Origin of the sequence: Mucilaginibacter limnophilus (assembly GCF_004005815.1) — a bacterium.
Taxonomy (GTDB): Bacteria; Bacteroidota; Bacteroidia; order Sphingobacteriales; family Sphingobacteriaceae; genus Mucilaginibacter; species Mucilaginibacter limnophilus.
This window is the reverse complement of sequence record NZ_SACK01000015.1, coordinates 1-19,678: the sequence shown is the minus strand read 5'-3', so window position 1 is coordinate 19,678 and position 19,678 is coordinate 1. Positions and strand designations below refer to the sequence as shown.

At 42.2% G+C, this 19,678-nt stretch carries 17 protein-coding genes and 5 tRNA genes; 1 reads left to right on the top strand and 21 read right to left on the bottom strand.

The features are described from left to right. Positions 1 to 123: 123 nt before the first annotated feature. The 21 genes from EOD41_RS20020 to EOD41_RS19920 all read right to left on the bottom strand — a co-directional run bounded on the left by EOD41_RS20020 (position 124) and on the right by EOD41_RS19920 (position 17,645). Positions 124 to 861 carry a tyrosine-protein phosphatase gene (locus EOD41_RS20020; RefSeq protein ID WP_127708454.1) on the bottom strand — a complete coding sequence of 246 codons (738 nt, stop codon included), beginning with the start codon at positions 859 to 861 and terminating at the stop codon, positions 124 to 126. Positions 862 to 957: 96 nt separating this feature from the next. Further along, positions 958 to 5,244 carry a DNA-directed RNA polymerase subunit beta' gene (gene rpoC, locus EOD41_RS20015; protein ID WP_127708451.1) on the bottom strand — a complete coding sequence of 1,429 codons (4,287 nt, stop codon included), beginning with the start codon at positions 5,242 to 5,244 and terminating at the stop codon, positions 958 to 960. A 100-nt stretch (positions 5,245 to 5,344) separates the two neighbouring features. Further along, complete coding sequence (gene rpoB, locus EOD41_RS20010) at positions 5,345 to 9,148, bottom strand: DNA-directed RNA polymerase subunit beta (protein ID WP_127708448.1); 3,804 nt, start codon at positions 9,146 to 9,148, stop codon at positions 5,345 to 5,347. A 194-nt stretch (positions 9,149 to 9,342) separates the two neighbouring features. After that, positions 9,343 to 9,726, bottom strand: coding sequence for a 50S ribosomal protein L7/L12 (gene rplL, locus EOD41_RS20005; protein WP_127708445.1), 384 nt, complete (start codon positions 9,724 to 9,726; stop codon positions 9,343 to 9,345). 65 nt (positions 9,727 to 9,791) lie between these two features. After that, positions 9,792 to 10,313: a 50S ribosomal protein L10 gene (rplJ, locus tag EOD41_RS20000; RefSeq protein WP_127708442.1), complete on the bottom strand. Its 522-nt coding sequence runs from the start codon at positions 10,311 to 10,313 to the stop codon at positions 9,792 to 9,794. Between the two features lie 2 nt (positions 10,314 to 10,315). After that, the gene (gene rplA, locus EOD41_RS19995) at positions 10,316 to 11,014 is read right to left on the bottom strand and encodes a 50S ribosomal protein L1 (protein ID WP_127708439.1); all 699 of its coding nucleotides are present in this window, start codon (positions 11,012 to 11,014) and stop codon (positions 10,316 to 10,318) included. A 23-nt stretch (positions 11,015 to 11,037) separates the two neighbouring features. Next, positions 11,038 to 11,481, bottom strand: coding sequence for a 50S ribosomal protein L11 (gene rplK, locus EOD41_RS19990; RefSeq protein WP_127708436.1), 444 nt, complete (start codon positions 11,479 to 11,481; stop codon positions 11,038 to 11,040). A 158-nt stretch (positions 11,482 to 11,639) separates the two neighbouring features. Next, positions 11,640 to 12,182 (bottom strand): transcription termination/antitermination protein NusG, encoded by a 543-nt coding sequence (gene nusG / locus EOD41_RS19985; protein ID WP_127708433.1) that lies wholly within the window; start codon positions 12,180 to 12,182, stop codon positions 11,640 to 11,642. A 13-nt stretch (positions 12,183 to 12,195) separates the two neighbouring features. Beyond that, complete coding sequence (gene secE / locus EOD41_RS19980; protein ID WP_127708430.1) at positions 12,196 to 12,390, bottom strand: preprotein translocase subunit SecE; 195 nt, start codon at positions 12,388 to 12,390, stop codon at positions 12,196 to 12,198. A gap of 21 nt (positions 12,391 to 12,411) precedes the next feature. Next, positions 12,412 to 12,482: transfer RNA gene (locus EOD41_RS19975), tRNA-Trp, on the bottom strand. 104 nt (positions 12,483 to 12,586) lie between these two features. Then, positions 12,587 to 13,774 (bottom strand): elongation factor Tu, encoded by a 1,188-nt coding sequence (gene tuf, locus EOD41_RS19970; RefSeq protein ID WP_127708428.1) that lies wholly within the window; start codon positions 13,772 to 13,774, stop codon positions 12,587 to 12,589. Positions 13,775 to 13,829: 55 nt separating this feature from the next. After that, positions 13,830 to 13,901, bottom strand: a tRNA-Thr gene (locus EOD41_RS19965). Positions 13,902 to 13,986: 85 nt separating this feature from the next. Further along, a tRNA-Gly gene (locus EOD41_RS19960) sits at positions 13,987 to 14,059 on the bottom strand. Between the two features lie 82 nt (positions 14,060 to 14,141). Beyond that, positions 14,142 to 14,222: transfer RNA gene (locus tag EOD41_RS19955), tRNA-Tyr, on the bottom strand. 94 nt (positions 14,223 to 14,316) lie between these two features. Next, positions 14,317 to 14,389, bottom strand: a tRNA-Thr gene (locus EOD41_RS19950). A 183-nt stretch (positions 14,390 to 14,572) separates the two neighbouring features. Continuing rightward, positions 14,573 to 14,920: a ribosome hibernation-promoting factor, HPF/YfiA family gene (hpf, locus tag EOD41_RS19945; RefSeq protein ID WP_127708425.1), complete on the bottom strand. Its 348-nt coding sequence runs from the start codon at positions 14,918 to 14,920 to the stop codon at positions 14,573 to 14,575. 12 nt (positions 14,921 to 14,932) lie between these two features. Then, the gene (locus EOD41_RS19940; RefSeq protein ID WP_127708422.1) at positions 14,933 to 15,820 is read right to left on the bottom strand and encodes a tyrosine-type recombinase/integrase; all 888 of its coding nucleotides are present in this window, start codon (positions 15,818 to 15,820) and stop codon (positions 14,933 to 14,935) included. A 90-nt stretch (positions 15,821 to 15,910) separates the two neighbouring features. Beyond that, on the bottom strand, positions 15,911 to 16,102 hold the full coding sequence (gene rpsU, locus EOD41_RS19935) for a 30S ribosomal protein S21 (protein ID WP_127708419.1): 192 nt from the start codon (positions 16,100 to 16,102) through the stop codon (positions 15,911 to 15,913). Positions 16,103 to 16,156: 54 nt separating this feature from the next. Further along, positions 16,157 to 16,423: a DUF4342 domain-containing protein gene (locus EOD41_RS19930; RefSeq protein WP_127708416.1), complete on the bottom strand. Its 267-nt coding sequence runs from the start codon at positions 16,421 to 16,423 to the stop codon at positions 16,157 to 16,159. 47 nt (positions 16,424 to 16,470) lie between these two features. Further along, the gene (locus EOD41_RS19925; protein WP_127708413.1) at positions 16,471 to 16,998 is read right to left on the bottom strand and encodes an adenine phosphoribosyltransferase; all 528 of its coding nucleotides are present in this window, start codon (positions 16,996 to 16,998) and stop codon (positions 16,471 to 16,473) included. Beyond that, positions 16,995 to 17,645, bottom strand: coding sequence for a ComEA family DNA-binding protein (locus EOD41_RS19920; protein WP_127708410.1), 651 nt, complete (start codon positions 17,643 to 17,645; stop codon positions 16,995 to 16,997). Before EOD41_RS19920 ends, EOD41_RS19925 begins: the two co-directional genes overlap by 4 nt. An 81-nt stretch (positions 17,646 to 17,726) precedes the next feature. On the opposite strand from EOD41_RS19920, the gene EOD41_RS19915 reads away from it, so the two are divergent. Then, complete coding sequence (locus EOD41_RS19915; RefSeq protein WP_127708407.1) at positions 17,727 to 19,481, top strand: lysophospholipid acyltransferase family protein; 1,755 nt, start codon at positions 17,727 to 17,729, stop codon at positions 19,479 to 19,481. Positions 19,482 to 19,678 lie beyond the last annotated feature (197 nt).

Genomic DNA, 19,678 nt, shown 5'->3' with positions numbered 1-19,678 from the left:
TATCATTTCAAAATAATTATTTATATTAAAATATTGGCACCAAATTATAAATTATATTAGAAATATCGTAAACTAATTTACAATTTGTGTAAATTTTTGCAATAGTTGCTCATAAACTTACAATCAGCTCCCAAACAGTTCGGTATTGCGGAAATCATAGTTACTTACCTGCTGATACACTTCCTGCCATAACCGTGCATCCTGCAATGCCTGTAAATGTTTGGCGTGATGAAAATCGGTAGCAGCCAAACTATACCATTTATTGCCAAGTATTTTTAAAGCAGTGTTCTTCACTTCTTTCCCGTAGTAACCTGTAGTTGAAAGCAAATTAAGCTGAAGCAAACATCCCATATCTTTCAGCCGCTCTATTTTGCTCAGCTTGCCATGATAAAAATTATACCTTTCGGGATGGGCCAATATCAATTCATAACCCATTACTTTTAAATTGAAAACATGCTGTTCAATATCCGGTGTTTCGGCAAGATACGACATTTCTATAAGCACATAATTGCCGGGCATGTTCATAAGCGGGCCTTGCTCTAAAACACCATTAAAATCAGCATCTACCATGTATTCAGCAGCAGCGCTGATGTTAAAATCTTTTAGTTCAGGCGCGGCTTTTACCTTGTTAAGCGCATTGGTTATTGTTTCGCGGTTGTTTGGGTACAGTTCAGTAAAAACGTGTGGTGTACAAATAAATTTGTTGAAACCAAGTCCTTTTAGCGCGGTGAAATATTGTATTGACGCTTCCAAATCAGGCGAACCATCATCCAGGCCGGGCAGTAAATGCGAATGTATATCAGTTCCCAGCCAATCGAAACGAACCTCAGAGAGTTTAGACTTTTTGAAAAAGTTGAACATAGAACAGTGAAAAAGGTATATGTATACTTATAAAATCCCTTAAAAATAGAAAAAGCCTTTCGTTACCGAAAGGCTTTTTCTATAAAGTATGTTTTATTATGCTTCTACATCTTCAGTTTTTGAAGCCATCAGGCGGTCAAACTCTTCCTGAGAACCTACGCGGATATTGTCGTATTCGCGTAAACCTGTTCCTGACGGAATTAAGTGACCAACGATAACGTTCTCTTTCAAACCAAGCATGCTGTCGCGTTTACCTGCAATTGCTGCTTCGTTCAGTACTTTGGTAGTTTCCTGGAACGATGCCGCAGAGATGAACGACTTGGTGCCTAACGAGGCCCTGGTGATACCTTGCAGTATCGGACTTGAAGTTGCTGCGATAGCATCACGTACCTCAACCAGTTTCAAGTCGCGGCGTTTCAGGGCCGAGTTCTCGTCGCGCAGTTTACGTACAGAGATGATCTGACCGGCTTTCAATGTAGTGGAATCTCCCGGATCAACAACAACTTTCTTGTCGAAGATCTCGTCATTCTCCATCATGAAATCCCAGCTGTCAACAGCTTCTTTCTCAAGGAAACGGGTATCGCCTGCATCCTCAATAGATACTTTCTGCATCATCTGGTGCACGATAACTTCAAAGTGCTTATCGTTAATTTTCACACCCTGTAAGCGGTAAACCTCCTGTATACCATTCACCAGGTACTCCTGCACTGCTGCAGGGCCCTTAATGGCAAGTATATCGGCAGGTGATATCGAACCGTCAGACAATGGCATACCAGCTTTAACAAAGTCATTATCCTGTACAAGGATGTGTTTTGAAAGCGGTACCAGGTATTTTTTAACCTGTCCGTCTTTTGATTCGATGCTTATTTCACGGTTACCACGTTTTACACCGCCAAGGGTTACCACACCGTCAATCTCGGTTACTACCGCTGGGTTTGATGGGTTACGTGCTTCAAATAACTCGGTTACACGTGGCAGACCACCTGTAATATCCCGGGTTTTACCGGTTGAACGAGGTATTTTAGCAATTACCTGGCCTGGTTTCAGCGTATCGCCTTCTTCAACAGCAATGTGCGCGCCTACCGGAATGTTGTAACCTTTTATAACGTTACCTTGTTTATCAGCAACCTGGATACTTGGGTTTTTGGTTTTATCCCTTGTATCGATAATTACTTTTTCACGGTGACCGGTTTGCTCGTCTGATTCCTCACGGAAGGTGATACCTTCTAACACGGCCTCAAACTTGGTAATACCGGCAAACTCTGATATAATTACCGCATTGTACGGATCCCATGAACAGATACGGTCGCCTTTAGATATCTTGCTGCCATCTTTCACATACAGGTATGAACCGTATGGAATATTGTTAGTCATGATAACTTTATTGCTGCCCGGCTCAATTATACGGAACTCGCCCGAACGGCCTAATACCACATCAACATCGTCTTCTTCAGTTTGGAACTCAACAGTACGTACATTCTCAAACTCGATGATACCATCAAACCTTGCATTGATCTGCGATTCAGCAGCAATGTTTGACGCGGTACCACCCACGTGGAATGTACGAAGTGTAAGCTGTGTACCCGGCTCACCAATTGACTGTGCTGCAATTACACCAACAGCTTCGCCTTTTTGCACGCGTTTACCGCTTGCAAGGTTACGGCCGTAGCATAATGAACATACACCGCGTTTGCTTTCGCAGGTAAGTACCGAACGGATTTCGATACCTTCCAGCGGAGAGTTCTCAACTTTTTTAGCAATCTCTTCAGTAATGTCCTGTCCGGCAGAAACCAGCAGTTCATTAGTGATAGGATCGGTTACATCGTGAAGTGAGGTACGGCCTAAGATACGGTCGTACAATGGCTCAACAATGTCCTCATTATCTTTAAGCGCTGTAGTGAAAATGCCCCTTAAGGTTCCGCAATCTACTTCGCCTACAATCATATCCTGCGCAACGTCATGTAAACGACGGGTTAAGTAACCCGCATCCGCCGTTTTCAACGCCGTATCCGCCAAACCTTTACGTGCACCGTGGGTAGAGATGAAGTACTCTAATACTGACAAACCTTCTTTAAAGTTTGAAAGGATCGGGTTCTCGATAATCTCACCGCCCGAACCTGACTTTTGAGGTTTCGCCATCAAACCACGCATACCTGCAAGCTGACGGATCTGCTCTTTAGAACCACGAGCACCCGAGTCAAGCATCATGTACACAGAGTTGAAGCCCTGGTTATCTGTCGACAGGATGTTCATTACATTCGCCGTTAAGCGGTTGTTGATACGTGTCCAGATATCGATAATCTGGTTGTAACGCTCGTTGTTTGTAATGAAACCCATATTATAGTTACCCATAACCTCTTCCACTTCTTTTGAAGCTTGTTCAATAAGAGTAACTTTTTCTTCAGGGATATTGATATCCTTAAGGTTGAACGACAGGCCTCCCTGGAACGCCATTTTGAAACCTAATTCCTTAATATCATCAAGGAACTGGGCGGCGCGTGCCATACCGGTGTTTTTAACTACCTCACCAATAATATCACGAAGTGATTTTTTGGTAAGTAGCTCGTTTATATAACCTACCTCTTCAGGTACGTGCTGGTTAAACAGTACGCGGCCTACGGTAGTTTCAATAATTTTATTTACTATCTGCCCGTCGCGCTCTTTAACATTAGCTTTCACTTTAATAAAGGCGTGCAGGTCAACTTTCTTCTCGTTGTAAGCGATGATAACCTCTTCGGCAGAGTAGAAAGTAAGGTCCTGACCTTTAACAACACGTTTCTCATCAGTACGGCGTCCTTTGGTTATGTAGTACAAACCAAGTACCATGTCCTGAGAAGGTACAGTGATAGGCGTACCGTTGGCAGGGTTCAAAATGTTGTGCGATGCAAGCATCAGTACTTGCGCTTCCAAAATTGCGGCGTTACCAAGCGGCACGTGAACGGCCATCTGGTCACCGTCAAAGTCGGCGTTGAACGCGGTACAGGTTAACGGGTGCAGCTGGATAGCTTTGCCTTCAACCAGCCTCGGCTGGAAAGCCTGGATACCAAGCCTATGCAGCGTAGGCGCACGGTTTAGCAGTACCGGGTGTCCTTTAAGTACGTTCTCTAATATATCCCAAACCAATGGGTCTTTACGGTCAACTATTTTTTTGGCTGATTTAACCGTTTTAACTACACCACGCTCAATCATCTTACGGATGATAAACGGTTTGAAAAGTTCGGCAGCCATATCTTTTGGCAAACCGCACTCGTGCAGTTTCAGGTTAGGGCCTACAACAATTACCGAACGTGCAGAGTAATCCACACGTTTACCCAACAGGTTTTGACGGAAACGGCCTTGCTTACCTTTCAGGATGTCTGAAAGTGATTTCAGGGCACGGTTACCTTCGGTTTTAACCGCGTTAACTTTACGTGAGTTATCAAATAACGAATCCACAGCTTCCTGCAGCATACGTTTTTCGTTACGTAAAATCACCTCAGGCGCCTTTATCTCAATCAAACGTTTTAAACGGTTGTTACGGATAATTACACGGCGGTAAAGGTCATTCAAATCTGAAGTAGCGAAACGGCCACCTTCCAAAGGCACTAACGGGCGCAACTCTGGCGGGATAACCGGAACGATCTTCACGATCATCCACTCAGGATGGTTTTCAATACGGCTTTGCGCGTCACGGAAAGCTTCAACTACCTGAAGGCGTTTTAAAGCTTCGTTTTTACGCTGCTGAGATGTTTCGTTAGCAGCCTGGTGACGCAGGTTGTATGAAAGTTCGTCAAGATTAAGGCGTTTCAGCAGCTCTTCAAGCGCTTCTGCACCCATCTTCGCAACAAATTTCTGTGGATCTTTATCATCCAGGTATTGGTTTTCTTTTGGTAAAGTATCCAATACGTCAAGGTATTCTTCCTCAGTCAGGAAATCCATTTTTGAAATTCCGTCAGCTTCTTTAATACCCGGCTGAATAACTACATAACGCTCGTAATAAATTATCAGGTCGAGCTTTTTAGTTGGCAGGCCTAATAAATAACCAATTTTGTTTGGTAACGAACGGAAGTACCAGATATGCGCAACAGGCACTACGAGGTTAATGTGGCCCATGCGCTCGCGGCGTACTTTTTTCTCGGTTACTTCAACACCGCAGCGGTCGCACACGATGCCTTTGTAACGGATACGTTTGTATTTACCGCAATGGCACTCATAATCCTTAACCGGACCGAATATACGCTCACAAAACAAACCATCACGTTCTGGTTTGTAGGTACGGTAGTTAATGGTTTCCGGTTTTAAAACTTCACCGCTTGAACGCTCCAGTATAGATTCAGGCGAAGCTAAACTGATAGTTATGCTGGTAAAGTTACTTTTGATTTTATTATCCTTTTTGTAAGACATAGTCTCCTTTTGTTTTTATTGTTGAAAGGTTGTAAGGTTGGAAAGTTGAAATGTTAAGCAACCTTAAAACATTCCAACCTTTCAACTTTACAACAAAACCTTATTCCAAAGTGATGTCCAAACCTAAGCCCCTAAGCTCATGAACCAATACATTGAATGATTCAGGTACCGATGGCGTTGGCAGGTTTTCACCTTTAACAATAGCCTCATATGTTTTGGCACGGCCAATAACGTCGTCAGACTTAACGGTCAATATCTCCTGCAGGATGTTGGCTGCACCGAATGCTTCCAGTGCCCAAACCTCCATCTCACCAAAACGCTGACCACCAAACTGTGCTTTACCACCCAGCGGCTGTTGCGTAATAAGCGAGTACGGACCAATTGAACGGGCGTGCATCTTATCGTCAACCATGTGGCCCAGTTTCAGCATGTAGATGATACCTACCGTGGTTGGTTGATCGAAACGATCGCCTGTTAAACCGTTGTACAAATATGTTTGGCCTGATTCAGGTACGCCTGCTTTAGCAATCCACTCCTCAACCTCATCATGGGTTGCACCATCAAATATTGGCGTTGCGAATTTTATACCAAGCTCTTTACCGGCCCAGCCTAAAACGGTTTCATAAATCTGTCCAAGGTTCATACGTGAAGGTACACCCAGCGGGTTCAACACAATATCAACCGGTGTTCCGTCTTCAAGGAAAGGCATGTCCTCATCACGTACGATACGGGCAACAATACCCTTGTTACCGTGACGGCCGGCCATTTTATCACCCACTTTAAGCTTACGCTTTTTAGCGATGTAAACTTTGGCCATTTGTACAATGCCCGATGGAAGCTCGTCACCTACGCTGATAGCGAATTTATCACGACGGTAAGCGCCCAGTTCCTCGTTAACTTTAATGTTATAGTTGTGCAGAAGGATTTTGATCTGATCGTTCTTGTCATCATCAGTGGTCCATTTAGTTGGGTTGATGTTTTCGTAGTTCAGTTCGGCCAGTATCTTCTGTGTAAACTTAACGCCTTTGGCTACAAAAAGCTCTTTGTAGATATTGTAAACACCTTGAGAGGTTTTGCCGTTCACTATCTCGAACAGTTTATCAACCAAAGTATTTTTCAAATCTTTCAAAGCTTTCTCATGCTTTGTATCCAGTTTCTCTAATTGTGCTTTTTCTTCAGCTTTTGAAGTCTTTTTAGCACGAGAGAACAATTTGGTATCGATAACAACACCGCTAATTGATGGCGGGGTTTTCAGCGAAGCGTCTTTTACGTCGCCCGCTTTGTCACCAAATATGGCACGTAATAATTTCTCTTCCGGTGAAGGGTCTGATTCACCTTTAGGGGTGATCTTACCAATCAGAATATCGCCTTCTTTAACCTCAGCGCCAACACGGATGATACCGTCTTCGTCAAGGTCTTTTGTAGCTTCTTCAGATACGTTAGGGATATCAGCTGTAAGTTCTTCTTCACCGCGTTTGGTGTCGCGCACTTCCAGTTCAAACTCTTCAACGTGTAATGAAGTGAATATATCCTGAGATACAACACGCTCAGAAATTACAATCGCATCCTCAAAGTTGTAACCTTGCCAAGGCATGAATGCCACTTTAAGGTTACGGCCAAGTGCAAGCTCGCCGTTTTGCGTAGCATAGCCTTCGCAAAGCACCTGTCCTTTTTCAACCCTCTGGCCTTTTTTAACAATCGGCTTAAGGTTGATGGTAGTGCTCTGGTTGGTTTTCTTGAACTTGGTTAAGCGATAACTTTTTGAATCACCGTCAAATGAAATCAGGCGGTCAAGCTCGTTACGATCATATTTTATTCTGATCTCGTTAGCGTCAACATACTCAACCACACCATCGCCTTCGGCGTTAATAAGTGTACGTGAGTCTTTTGCTACACGGCCTTCCAAACCGGTACCTACAATTGGTGCCTCAGGGCGTAAAAGCGGTACGGCCTGGCGTTGCATGTTCGAACCCATCAGCGCACGGTTAGCGTCATCATGTTCAAGGAACGGAATCAGCGAAGCCGCGATTGAAGTGATCTGGTTCGGTGCTACGTCCATGTAATCAAGCCTTTCAGGCTCAATAACCGGGAAGTCACCTTCAAAACGCGCTTTTACACGTGGGGTATCAAACACACCCTGCTCATTGTACTGCGCGTTGGCCTGAGCGATGGTTTTGCCATCCTCATCCTCAGCCGACAGGTAAACAACAGGCTCGTCAACCGATACTTTACCATCAACCACACGTTTGTACGGAGTTTCGATAAAGCCCAAATTATTGATCTTGGCGTGTACGCAAAGTGATGAAATCAAACCGATGTTCGGACCTTCGGGAGTTTCAATGGTACACAACCTGCCGTAGTGGGTGTAGTGTACGTCACGAACCTCGAAACCTGCACGCTCACGTGAAAGACCGCCGGGACCTAACGCTGAAAGACGACGCTTGTGCGTGATCTCGGCCAGCGGGTTGGTTTGGTCCATAAACTGAGAAAGCTGGTTGGTACCAAAGAACGAGTTGATAACTGACGACAGGGTACGCGCGTTGATCAAATCGGTTGGTGTGAACACCTCATTGTCACGGATGTTCATACGCTCACGGATGGTACGTGCCATACGTGCCAAACCTACGCCGAACTGAGCATAAAGCTGCTCACCTACGGTACGTACACGACGGTTTGACAAGTGGTCGATATCATCCACCTCAGCTTTGGAGTTGATCAGTTTGATAAGGTATTTAACAATTGCAATAATATCCTGCTTGGTTAATACCTTGATCTCTTCAGATGTATCAAGCTTTAACTTACGGTTGATGCGGTAACGACCTACATCACCCAAATCGTATCTTTTATCAGAGAAGAACAAACGGTCGATAATACCACGTGCTGTTTCCTCATCAGGTGGTTCGGCGTTACGCAGCTGGCGATAAATGTGCTCAACAGCTTCTTTCTCTGAGTTTGATGTATCTTTCTGTAAAGTGTTATATATAATGGTATAATCGCCGCTGGTTGATGAATCTTCCTTGTTCAGGATGATTGTTTTCACACCTGCGTCAATAATCATGTCGATATGGTCGTCTTCCAGTATGGTTTCACGCTCAAGGATGATCTCATTACGGTCAATAGACACTACCTCACCGGTATCTTCGTCAACAAAGTCTTCAACCCATTTTTTAAGCACCCTTGCAGCAAGCTTACGGCCAATGTATTTTTTCAGGCCTGACTTGCTCACCTTAACCTCATCGGCCAGTTCAAACAATTCTAATATGTCTTTATCAGAATCATAACCAATGGCACGAAGCAGCGTAGTAACCGGGAATTTTTTCTTACGGTCGATATAAGCATACATAACGTTGTTCACGTCAGTAGCAAACTCAATCCATGATCCTTTGAAAGGGATAACACGTGCTGAGTATAATTTGGTACCGTTTGTGTGACGGCTTTGGCCGAAGAACACACCCGGTGAACGGTGAAGCTGTGAAACGATAACACGTTCTGCACCGTTAATTACAAACGTACCTTTTGGGGTCATGTAGGGGATGGTACCCAAATACACGTCCTGTACAATGGTTTCGAAATCCTCGTGCTCCTCATCGTTGCACGACAGTTTCAGCTTGGCTTTTAAAGGCACGCTGTATGTTAACCCACGCTCAATACATTCCTGTATATCGTAACGCGGCGGGTCAATAAAGTAATCCAGGAACTCTAAAACAAAGATGTTCCTTGAATCAGAAATCGGAAAGTTTTCAGCAAACACTTTAAACAACCCTTCTTTGTAACGGTTGTCTGAAGTTGTTTCCAATTGAAAAAATTCGCGGAAAGATTGTAACTGTACATCCAGAAAGTCAGGGTACTCAAGTACCTTACGGCTGGTTGCAAAGTTTACTCTTTGATCGATTGTATTTGCCAAGGGATTAAAATTTTAGTTTACTAAACGTTAGATGTGGGATTTTGAGATATGAGATCTGAGATACAGTCAAATAAAAACATGTGGCTAACATCTCATATCTAACATCTCATACCTAATTCTAAAACCTGTATAAACAGCAATAGACCCCGACCTAAAAACGGTCGGAGTCTGATGCTATTGTGTATTGGGTTAACTTATTTAACCTCAACTACCGCTCCGGCTTCTTCTAATTGTTTTTTAAGAGCTTCAGCTTCTTCTTTAGATACACCGGTTTTTAATTCTTTTGGTGCACCGTCAACAAGATCTTTAGCTTCTTTCAAACCAAGACCGGTTAAGTCTTTAACTAATTTAACTACAGCTAATTTCTGACCGCCAGCTTCTTTCAAGATAACGTCAAATGCAGTTTGCTCAGCAGCAGCTGCAGGAGCGTCGCCGCCATCAGCAGGAGCAGCAGCAACAGCAACAGCTGCAGCAGCAGGCTCAATGCCATACTCGTCCTTTAAGATTTGAGCTAATTCGTTTACTTCTTTTACTGTTAAGTTAACTAACTGTTCAGCAAAGGCTTTTAAATCTGCCATTTTATTTAAATTTTAACTTTAATACGTTTGTTGTTGTTTAATGCGAACTTTTAACAAGGCGTTCGTTAACCTTCTCTCTCTTGTAATGTTTTCACAATACCTGCCAGTTTGTTTCCGCCTGATTGCAGTGCCGAAACAACGTTTTTCGCAGGTGATTGCAGTAATCCAATGATCTCGCCCAGTAACTGTTCTTTTGACTTTAGTTTGGTCAAAGTATCCAGCTGGTTGTCGCCAATAAATACTGCCGAATCGATATAAGCTGCTTTAAGCACAGGTTTGTCACCTTCTTTTCTCAGTTGTTTAATCAGCTTTGCCGGAGCAGTGCCTGATTTTGAGAATAATATTGATGATGAGCCTTTTAATACATCATATATTGCGGTGTAATCACCACCGGCGGCTTCCATAGCTTTTTTAATCAAGCTGTTTTTTGCTACCTGTATTTTGATGTCGGCTTCAAAGCATTTACGACGGATGTTATTGATTTTTGCAACCGAAAGGTCAGCGGTATCAGTAATATAGAAATTACCGTACTCATTGATCTGCTCAGTAAGGGCTTGAACAAGTTCGTATTTTTCTTCTTTATTCATGATTAGATCCCCGCTACTGTTTTGGTTTCAACTTCAATTCCCGGCGACATGGTCGATGAGATATGTATACTCTTAAAATAAGTACCTTTAGCTGCCGAAGGTTTCAATTTTGAAATGGTTTGAAGTACTTCCAAAGCATTTTCATATATCTTCTCAGGAGCGAAAGAAACCTTTCCTATTGAGGCATGGATGATACCGGTTTTATCAACCTTGAAGTCGATTTTACCACCTTTAACCTCAGTTACAGCTTTACCCACTTCGGGGGTTACTGTACCTGATTTAGGGTTAGGCATTAAGTTACGCGGACCCAGGATACGACCTAAACGTCCAACTTTAGCCATAACACTTGGCATAGTGATGATAATATCAACATCAGTCCATCCGCCTTCAATCTTGGCAATATAATCATCCAAACCTACGTAATCTGCGCCTGCGTCTTTAGCTTCCTGCTCTTTGTCAGGGGTACAAAGTACCAGTACGCGCACAGTTTTACCGGTTCCATGAGGCAATGTTGCAATACCACGCACCATTTGATTGGCTTTACGCGGGTCAACACCTAAACGTACGTCTATATCTACTGAAGCATCAAATTTGGTATAGTTAATTTCCTTTACCAATGATGACGCATCCTGTAATGAGTATGCTTTGTTAGCCTCAATTTTGGATAGTGCCGCTTTTTGATTTTTTGTTAATCGTGCCACTGTCTTAAACTGATTTGTATAAATTAATTATTCCAGGGAGCCGTGCCAGACACGTTGATCCCCATACTGCGCGCAGTTCCTGCTACCATTTTCATGGCCGATTCTACCGTGAACGCGTTCAAATCAGTCATTTTATCTTTAGCGATTGTTTCAACCTGATCCCAGGTTACTGTACCAACCTTTTTACGGTTTGGCTCGGCCGAACCGCTTTTTAAACCCGAAACTTCCAATAACTGGATAGCTACCGGAGGGGTTTTGATGATAAAATCGAATGACTTGTCGACGTAAACAGTAATAACCACAGGTAACACTTTACCAGGACGATCCTGGGTACGTGCATTAAACTGCTTGCAAAACTCCATAATGTTCACACCTTTTGCACCCAGTGCAGGGCCAATTGGTGGAGATGGATTTGCAGCGCCGCCTTTTACTTGTAGTTTTACTAACGCACCGACTTCTTTTGCCATTTTAATCTACTTTAATTAATTAACTCAATGTTAGTAAGTGGAAGCTATGTAACATTTATCTTTTGATTTCAAATTTCGAATGTTCAATTTCGAAATTGTTGAAATCTATATTTCGAGTTTTAAATCCGGCATCGAAAATTCGATATCCGGAATCAAAACTATTCTTTCTCTACCTGCATGTAATTCAATTCAAGCGGCGTACGGCGCCCGAATATCTTTACCATTACTTTCAGTTTCTTTTTCTCTTCGTTAACTTCTTCAATTACGCCGCTAAAGCCGTTGAAGGGTCCGTCCATAACCTTAACGTTTTCGCCTACATAGTATGGCACGTTAATGGTTTCTGTTTGCGATACCATTTCGTCAACTTTGCCTAAAATACGGTTAACTTCGGCCTGGCGGAGCGGTATCGCATTGCCGGCTTTATCACCTAAAAACCCAATAACGCTATTAATATTTTTAATAACGTGCTCAAGCTCACCATCCAACGCTGCTTCCATTAAAACATAACCCGGAAAGTAATTGCGTTCTTTCGCAATCTTCTTTCCGTCACGCATCTGATAATATTTTTCGGTAGGTATAAGCACCTGCGGTACAAGGTGCGCTATGCCAAGACGATTTACTTCAGCCTCAATATATTGCTTAACCTTTTTTTCTTTTCCGCTTATAGCTCTAACTACGTACCACTTTAACTGATCACTCATCCTATATCAAAAATTAAGCAAGTGAACTATAAAACTGTTTAAGCAAATAACCTATAGCCTGGTCCATCACAAAAATTAACAAGGCGATGATGATTGCTGCAACCAGCACCAGTACGGCACTGTTAAGCAGCTCACGCCACGTTGGCCAGGTTACTTTCTGGGTCAACTCGATGTATGATTCTTTTATATAATCGGTTACGTTAGCCATTTTAGTTGTTTGCTCAATATGCACGGGAACAAGGATTCGAACCCTGATCAAAGGTTTTGGAGACCTCTATTCTACCGTTGAACTATTCCCGTGTATTTAGTATTTGTTATATGAAACAAAGTACCCGAAAGATTACGGGTACTTTGTTTTTATAATTAACCTAACCTTTTCTCTTCGCTGTGCGAGGTAAAGGGGATTATTTTAAGATTTCAGTTACCTGACCTGCACCTACGGTACGACCACCTTCGCGGATAGCGAAACGTAAGCCTTTTTCCATAGCGATAGCGTTGATCAGTTTTACTGTGATAGTTACGTTATCACCAGGCATAACCATTTCTACACCTTCAGCAAGTGAAATTTCACCTGTTACGTCAGTTGTACGGAAATAGAATTGCGGACGGTATTTGTTGAAGAATGGAGTGTGACGGCCACCTTCAGCTTTTGATAACACGTAAACTTCTGCTTTGAAATCGGTGTGAGGAGTTACTGAACCTGGTTTGCAGATAACCATACCACGACGGATATCAGTTTTCTCAATACCACGTAACAATAAACCTACGTTGTCACCAGCTTCACCACGGTCAAGGATTTTGCGGAACATCTCAACACCTGTAACGGTTGATTTTAAGTTCTCAGCACCCATACCCAGGATGTCAACAGGCTCACCAGAGTTAATTACACCACGCTCGATACGACCGGTTGCTACAGTACCACGACCAGTGATCGAGAATACGTCCTCAACAGGCATCAAGAATGGAAGATCAGTAAGACGTGGAGGGATTGGAATGTAGTTATCTACAGCTTCCATCAGTTCCATAATTTTACCAACCCATTTTGCATCGCCGTTCAAGCCACCAAGAGCCGAACCTTGAATAACAGGGATATCGTCGCCAGGGAATTCATAGAACGATAATAGTTCACGAATTTCCATCTCAACAAGTTCTAACAATTCCGGATCATCAACCATGTCAACTTTGTTCATGAAAACAACAAGTGCAGGTACACCTACCTGACGAGCTAACAGGATGTGCTCACGGGTTTGTGGCATCGGACCATCAGTAGCAGCAACCACCAGGATAGCTCCGTCCATTTGCGCAGCACCGGTAACCATGTTTTTCACATAGTCAGCGTGACCTGGACAGTCAACGTGAGCATAGTGACGGTTAGCAGTTGAATATTCAACGTGCGCTGTATTAATAGTAATACCACGCTCTTTTTCTTCAGGAGCAGAGTCGATTGAATCGAAAGAACGAGCTTCAGATAAACCCGCGTCAGCCAATACTTTAGTTATAGCAGCTGTAAGGGTGGTTTTGCCGTGGTCAACGTGACCGATAGTACCGATGTTTAAGTGCGGTTTACTGCGGTCAAACTTTTCTTTTGCCATGATTTATATTAATTTGTAGGTTAATTTTTACTTTAAATACTTTAATTAAAAAGTGAGCCAACAATGGGATTTGAACCCATGACCTCTTCCTTACCAAGGAAGTGCTCTACCCCTGAGCTACGTCGGCTTGTTTGTGATCTTTTTGATCTAAATTTAGATCAATCCAATCTTTATCATCTCGAATTCCATGTTCGAAATCCGACATTTAACTGAGCGGAAGACGAGGTTCGAACTCGCGACCTATAGCTTGGAAGGCTATCGCTCTACCAACTGAGCTACTTCCGCTTGTTTAAACTCTAAAATCTAAATACTAAACCCAAAAGTTAACCTTTAGAATTTAGTATTTAGATTTTAGAATTTAACACTGTGGGGGGAGAAGGATTCGAACCTTCGTAGCCGAAGCAACGGATTTACAGTCCGTCCCATTTGACCGCTCTGGTATCCCCCCATTTGTTCTTATTTCAGATATCGGATTTACAATTTCAAATTTCCTTAAACAGGTAAATTCGAAATTGAACATTCGAAATTCGAAATTTAAACAGAGCCTCCTATCGGGATCGAACCAATGACCTACTGATTACAAGTCAGTTGCTCTACCAGCTGAGCTAAGGAGGCTAATTTTTTTCTTTTTTCTCTTTTTAAAGAACTTCCCTTTTGATGCCTGCCGGTGCATTTAGCACCCCTGCGAAAGGGACTGCAAATCTACACAATTTTAAACCTGAACAAAATTTTTTATCAAAAAAAATCGACAGGCTGTTTACCTGTCGATTTTCTGTTTCAAAACTACTGATTTTGAACTTATAATTCGTATTCGGCCGATGATAAAATTGTTTTCTTAGCGGCCGCTTCGGTTGCATTTTTCTTTTGTTTATGTTTTTCAATCTGTTTTCTAAGCCCTTCAATAGCCAGATCCGTAGCTTCTTCAAAGGTTTTGCACTGCTCTTTTGCAAAAAGCTGCATACCTGGTATTTTTAATTTTATCTCGGTGATCTTATTTGCCTCGTCTTCAACGTTTTCCAGTTTAAGGTAAACCTCTCCGCTAATGATCTTATCATAAAACGTGTCCAGTTTATCTGCTTTCTTCTGTATAAAATCCAACAATTTTCTGTCTGCGTTGAAATGAATTGATTGCACTGAGATTTTCATGTTTCCTCCTTTTTAAGCCTTTGGATGGGCGAGTTTATAAATAGACTTTAATCTTTCAACTGAATTGTGCGTATAAATTTGGGTGGCGCTCAAATTGGCGTGACCCAAAAGTTCTTTTATCGAATTAAGATCGGCTCCATTGTTCAGCAAAGTTGTAGCAAATGTATGCCTGAGCACATGAGGGCTCTTTTTGCTTTGTGTAGATATGTAGGAGAGGTATTTTTGCACAATTAAATATATAAGCTTCGGATAAGCATCTGCTCCTTTATCTGTAACGATTAGTCTTAACGATTTGTTATCAAAATTTTCATTTTTCTTTAATGTAATATATTCCTTCAGCAACAGGCTTAATTCTTTATTCACAGGAATTATGCGCTCTTTGTTTCGCTTGCCTAAAACCTTTATCGTTTGCTCATGTGCGTTAATATCGGCTTCTTTAATACCCAGTAGTTCGGCGAGGCGCATGCCGGTACCAAACAGCAGTTCAATCACCAGCTTATCACGGGTTCCTTTAAAATCAATTGTAAAAATATCGTCGCTGTCAAGCATCTGCGTTAGCTTAACATCTTCTACCACAACAGGTAACGTTTTAGGAATTTTGGGTGTGTTAACCTTAGCCGCAGGATTGATTTCAATAACGCCCTCTTGAAGTAAAAATCTAAAATATTTGCGCAGCGTGGCTACTTTGCGGTTAACCGAGCGGGCCGCGAGTTTATCATCCATCAGGCTTACTATCCAGTTGCGGATGTCGTGATGAGTAATTTCGCTGGGATGATCTGCCGGAGTACCGGCGGTAAGAAAGGCCATAAATTGTTCAAGATCGGCCCGGTATGCGGTTACGGTGTGCGGAGAGTACCGTTTTTCAAACTTAATATATTGGATAAACCGCTCTAAAAACATAAAAACTATTTATACATCCGGTAACATTGAATGTACAAATAGTTTTTAATATGTTAAAAGAAAGTCTAAAAATTCTCTTTTGAACAAGAATTAGTTTACTTCCTGATTTAAGCCTTGTTTGTAGATGGCATTTTTCACAGTAGTTCTGCGGGTAACCGATTTCTTCTCGAAGGCCTGACGGCTGCGAAGTTCTCTTAAAACACCGGTTTTCTCAAATTTCTTCTTGAAGCGTTTTAACGCTTTGTCTAATGATTCGCCTTCTTTAACGTTGATGATAATCATATTCCTCTAAATACCTCCTTTCGTGGGACGACAAAGGTATGATAAAGTTTTGATTTATAAAATAGTTGAATCGTTATTTGGCAAATCTTCTTCCCTTTCAACAACAATATTACATTCGCCAATAAGCACTGCCATAGCGCCAAGCCCGGCTAATACAGGTGCAATAATAACTCCGGCAACACCAAGAAGCAATGGTATCGATAATAACTCTTTTCCCGCTTTATCGGTAATGGTTACCTTACGCACGTTACCTTCTTTAATAAGTTCTTTTATTTTGTTTACCAGCTCTTCGCCGTTTATGCTGAATGTTTCTTTTTTCATGGTTTTGTATTATACCATTTAGAGTATGCTATTGCCGGCTTGTTACATTAATACTCCGCCAGTACAATAATATTATCACTTACAGGCGCTATCTTCTCTTTACCATTTAAAAAACTTAGTCCTACAACAAAAGTATAACCGGCCACTATCCCACCCATTTCCTGTATCAGTTCGCTGGCAGCGGTTACAGTTCCTCCGGTAGCCAGCAGGTCGTCATGTATCAAAACGCGGCTTCCGGGCTCAAAAGCGTCTGTATGCAGTTCAATGGTGGCAGTGCCATATTCCAGGTCATACACCTTTTGTTTCACCGCGTAAGGCAGCTTTCCGGCCTTACGTACCGGCACAAACGGCACACCTAATTTATTTGCCAGCGTAAGTCCGAACAAAAAGCCCCGGCTTTCAATCCCCGCTACCGCATCTATCCTGATACCTTTTAACTGCCCGATAAAGGCATCGGTAATGGCCATGCACAACTCATGGTCTTTTAGTATCGGCGTTATATCTTTAAAGATGATGCCGGGTTTCGGGAAGTCGGGTATATCGCGTATAGCGGCTTTAATACGTTGTTCTATCATTTGAAACTTAAGTATGGTTTTATCTTGTCAATGGTTTGCTTGTCCAGTATCATAATTTCCTGCAAAGCGGCAGCTGATGTGTAATTGCCATGCTGCAGGCGATATTGCTCAATGGCGTTTGCCTGCTTATAGTCAAGGTACGGCAGGCGGTTCAATTCATAAGCGCTTGCCTTATTTATGTTAATCTTTTTTACAGCTGAAGCATCGATCTTTAGCTGATCTTTTATCTCAAGATATTTATTTTCATCAAGGCCGTAAACCTCTTTTAACTGCTCTTTGCTGTAAAATCCGCCAAGTAGTTCGCGGTACTTAATTATCCGCCGTGCAAATGATGGCCCTATACCATAAACTGTGGTTAATGTGGCTGAATCGGCGCTGTTTATTTCGACCGGCGTAGTTAGCCGTATTTTTTTGTGTAAGACGTGTGTTTCTTTATTAATGTAAAAGCTTTTCTCCGCTTTTAAATCTGCCTGGTTTAGCCTCGCTATTGCCTTTTTAAAAGAATTGTGGTTTATTGTGCTATCTTTGCTCAAACCTTGATTAACATAATTTAGCACAGGTATGGCTGTTACCAGCAATACCATTACAACTAATCCGTTCCATTGTTTTTTTGTTATGGACAGGTAAGCTTTTATGTTTGTTAGCATCAGATTTATTAGCGAAACGTTAAATTAGAAATTTTTTGGGATATTAGACGTTATGATAATCCTTATACATCATACCATTAAATGAAAGTAATAACTACTGAAGAATTTGCCAAAGCAACCAAGCTTGACAAGTTACACATGCCGGGGCTTGCTTCATTGTTAATGGAACTTATGAAAATAAATCAGGTAAACGATTTGTTTGCACAGGCGCAGCCAAAAGTAGGCCCTGATTTTGTTGACTCGATATTAGAAGGCTGCGGCGTAAAAATTGAGTTCGACGAAAAAGAACTGAAAAATATTCCGGCCAATGGCGGGTTTATCGCTATAGCCAACCACCCTTACGGCGGTATTGAAGGCATGGTATTGCTAAAAATCCTATGCACCGTTAGGCCTGAGGCCAAGATAATGGCTAACTTCCTGCTAAAAAAGATCCCTAACCTGGCCGATTACTTTATTGCGGTTAATCCGTTTGAGAACATTGATCATTCATCAAGTATCAGCGGATTAAAAACCACGCTCGATCTGCTATCACAAGGCATCCCAATGGGTATATTCCCGGCCGGAGAGGTATCAACCTTTAAGCTCGAAAAACGTGAAGTAACCGACAGGCTGTGGCATCCGGTAGTGGGTAAGATCATCAGCCGCGCAAAAGTACCTGTTGTGCCTATATACTTTCATGGCAATAACGGTATGCTGTTTAATCTGCTCAGCCTGATACACCCTACCCTACGTACGGCCAAGCTACCATCAGAACTGTTTAATAAGCAAGGTCATACTATTCAGTTACGCATTGGTAGGCCGATACAGTTTAACGACATTCCTAATAATAATAACGCAACCAAACTGCTTAGTTTTTTACGGGCGAAAACATATGCATTGGGTGCAGGCCTTGCCGAGGAAAAAAAACTATTTAGTCCGGGCAACTTATTCAAAATAAGAAAAACGCCTGAGGATATTGTTGCTGAAACCAATCCGGATATACTGGATAAAGAAATAACGGCTCTTCGTGACAATTACCGCGTGTGGCAGGAAGGCGTATATGAGGTATTTGTTGTACCGCCGTCAAGCATACCATGTGTATTACGGGAGATAGGCCGTTTGCGCGAGATCACTTTCCGCGAAGTAGGCGAAGGCACCAATAAAAAAATAGACCTTGATGAATATGATATCTATTATCATCATCTCTTTATTTGGGATACCGATGCCAGACTAATTGTAGGCGCATATCGTGTTGGCCTTGGCGACGAGATATTTTACAGCATGGGCAAGAAAGGCTTTTATGTAGCCGAGCTGTTCAAAATAAAATCGCAGCTTACGCCGGTGCTGAAAAAGAGCCTTGAACTGGGCCGCTCGTTTATCCGCAAAGAATATCAGCAACGCCCGCTGCCCTTATTTTTGCTTTGGAAAGGTATCCTGAAGTTTTTGCTTGATAATCCACGCTACCGTTATTTAATTGGGCCGGTAAGCATCAGTAACTCCTTTTCTACGCTGTCGAAATCGCTGATTGTTGATTACATTAACCGCAACCATTTCGACCATGAACTGGCGCAATTTGTTAAGCCACGTAAAAAGTTCAAGGTTGATTTTTCAAGTATTGATACCGATGTGCTAAGAGGTGGCGAAGATAACTTTAAAATCCTGGATAATATTATATCTGACATTGAGGTGCGCAACACTAAAGTGCCGGTATTATTAAGGCAGTATATCGCGCTTAACGCAAAGATCATCTGTTTCAACATTGATCCGAAGTTTGCTGATTCACTTGACGGCTTCCTGGTACTCGACCTTGAAAAGGTTCCGCAGGAAATGGTTGATAAATTATCAAAAAACCTATAAGCGAATTAACTGGTTAATTAAGCGTTTAGAATACTTCCAGCATATAAACAAAGCCCCGCTGATATCAACGGGGCTTTTTATTTTGTCTTGTCCTGAAAAAAGTTGACTAAAATTTAGTCAACGGAATGAGTTACAAAGTAATTAAATTAAAAGGCGAGGCCCCGCAGTTTAAGTACAGTGAGGTCTTTAGACGGTCT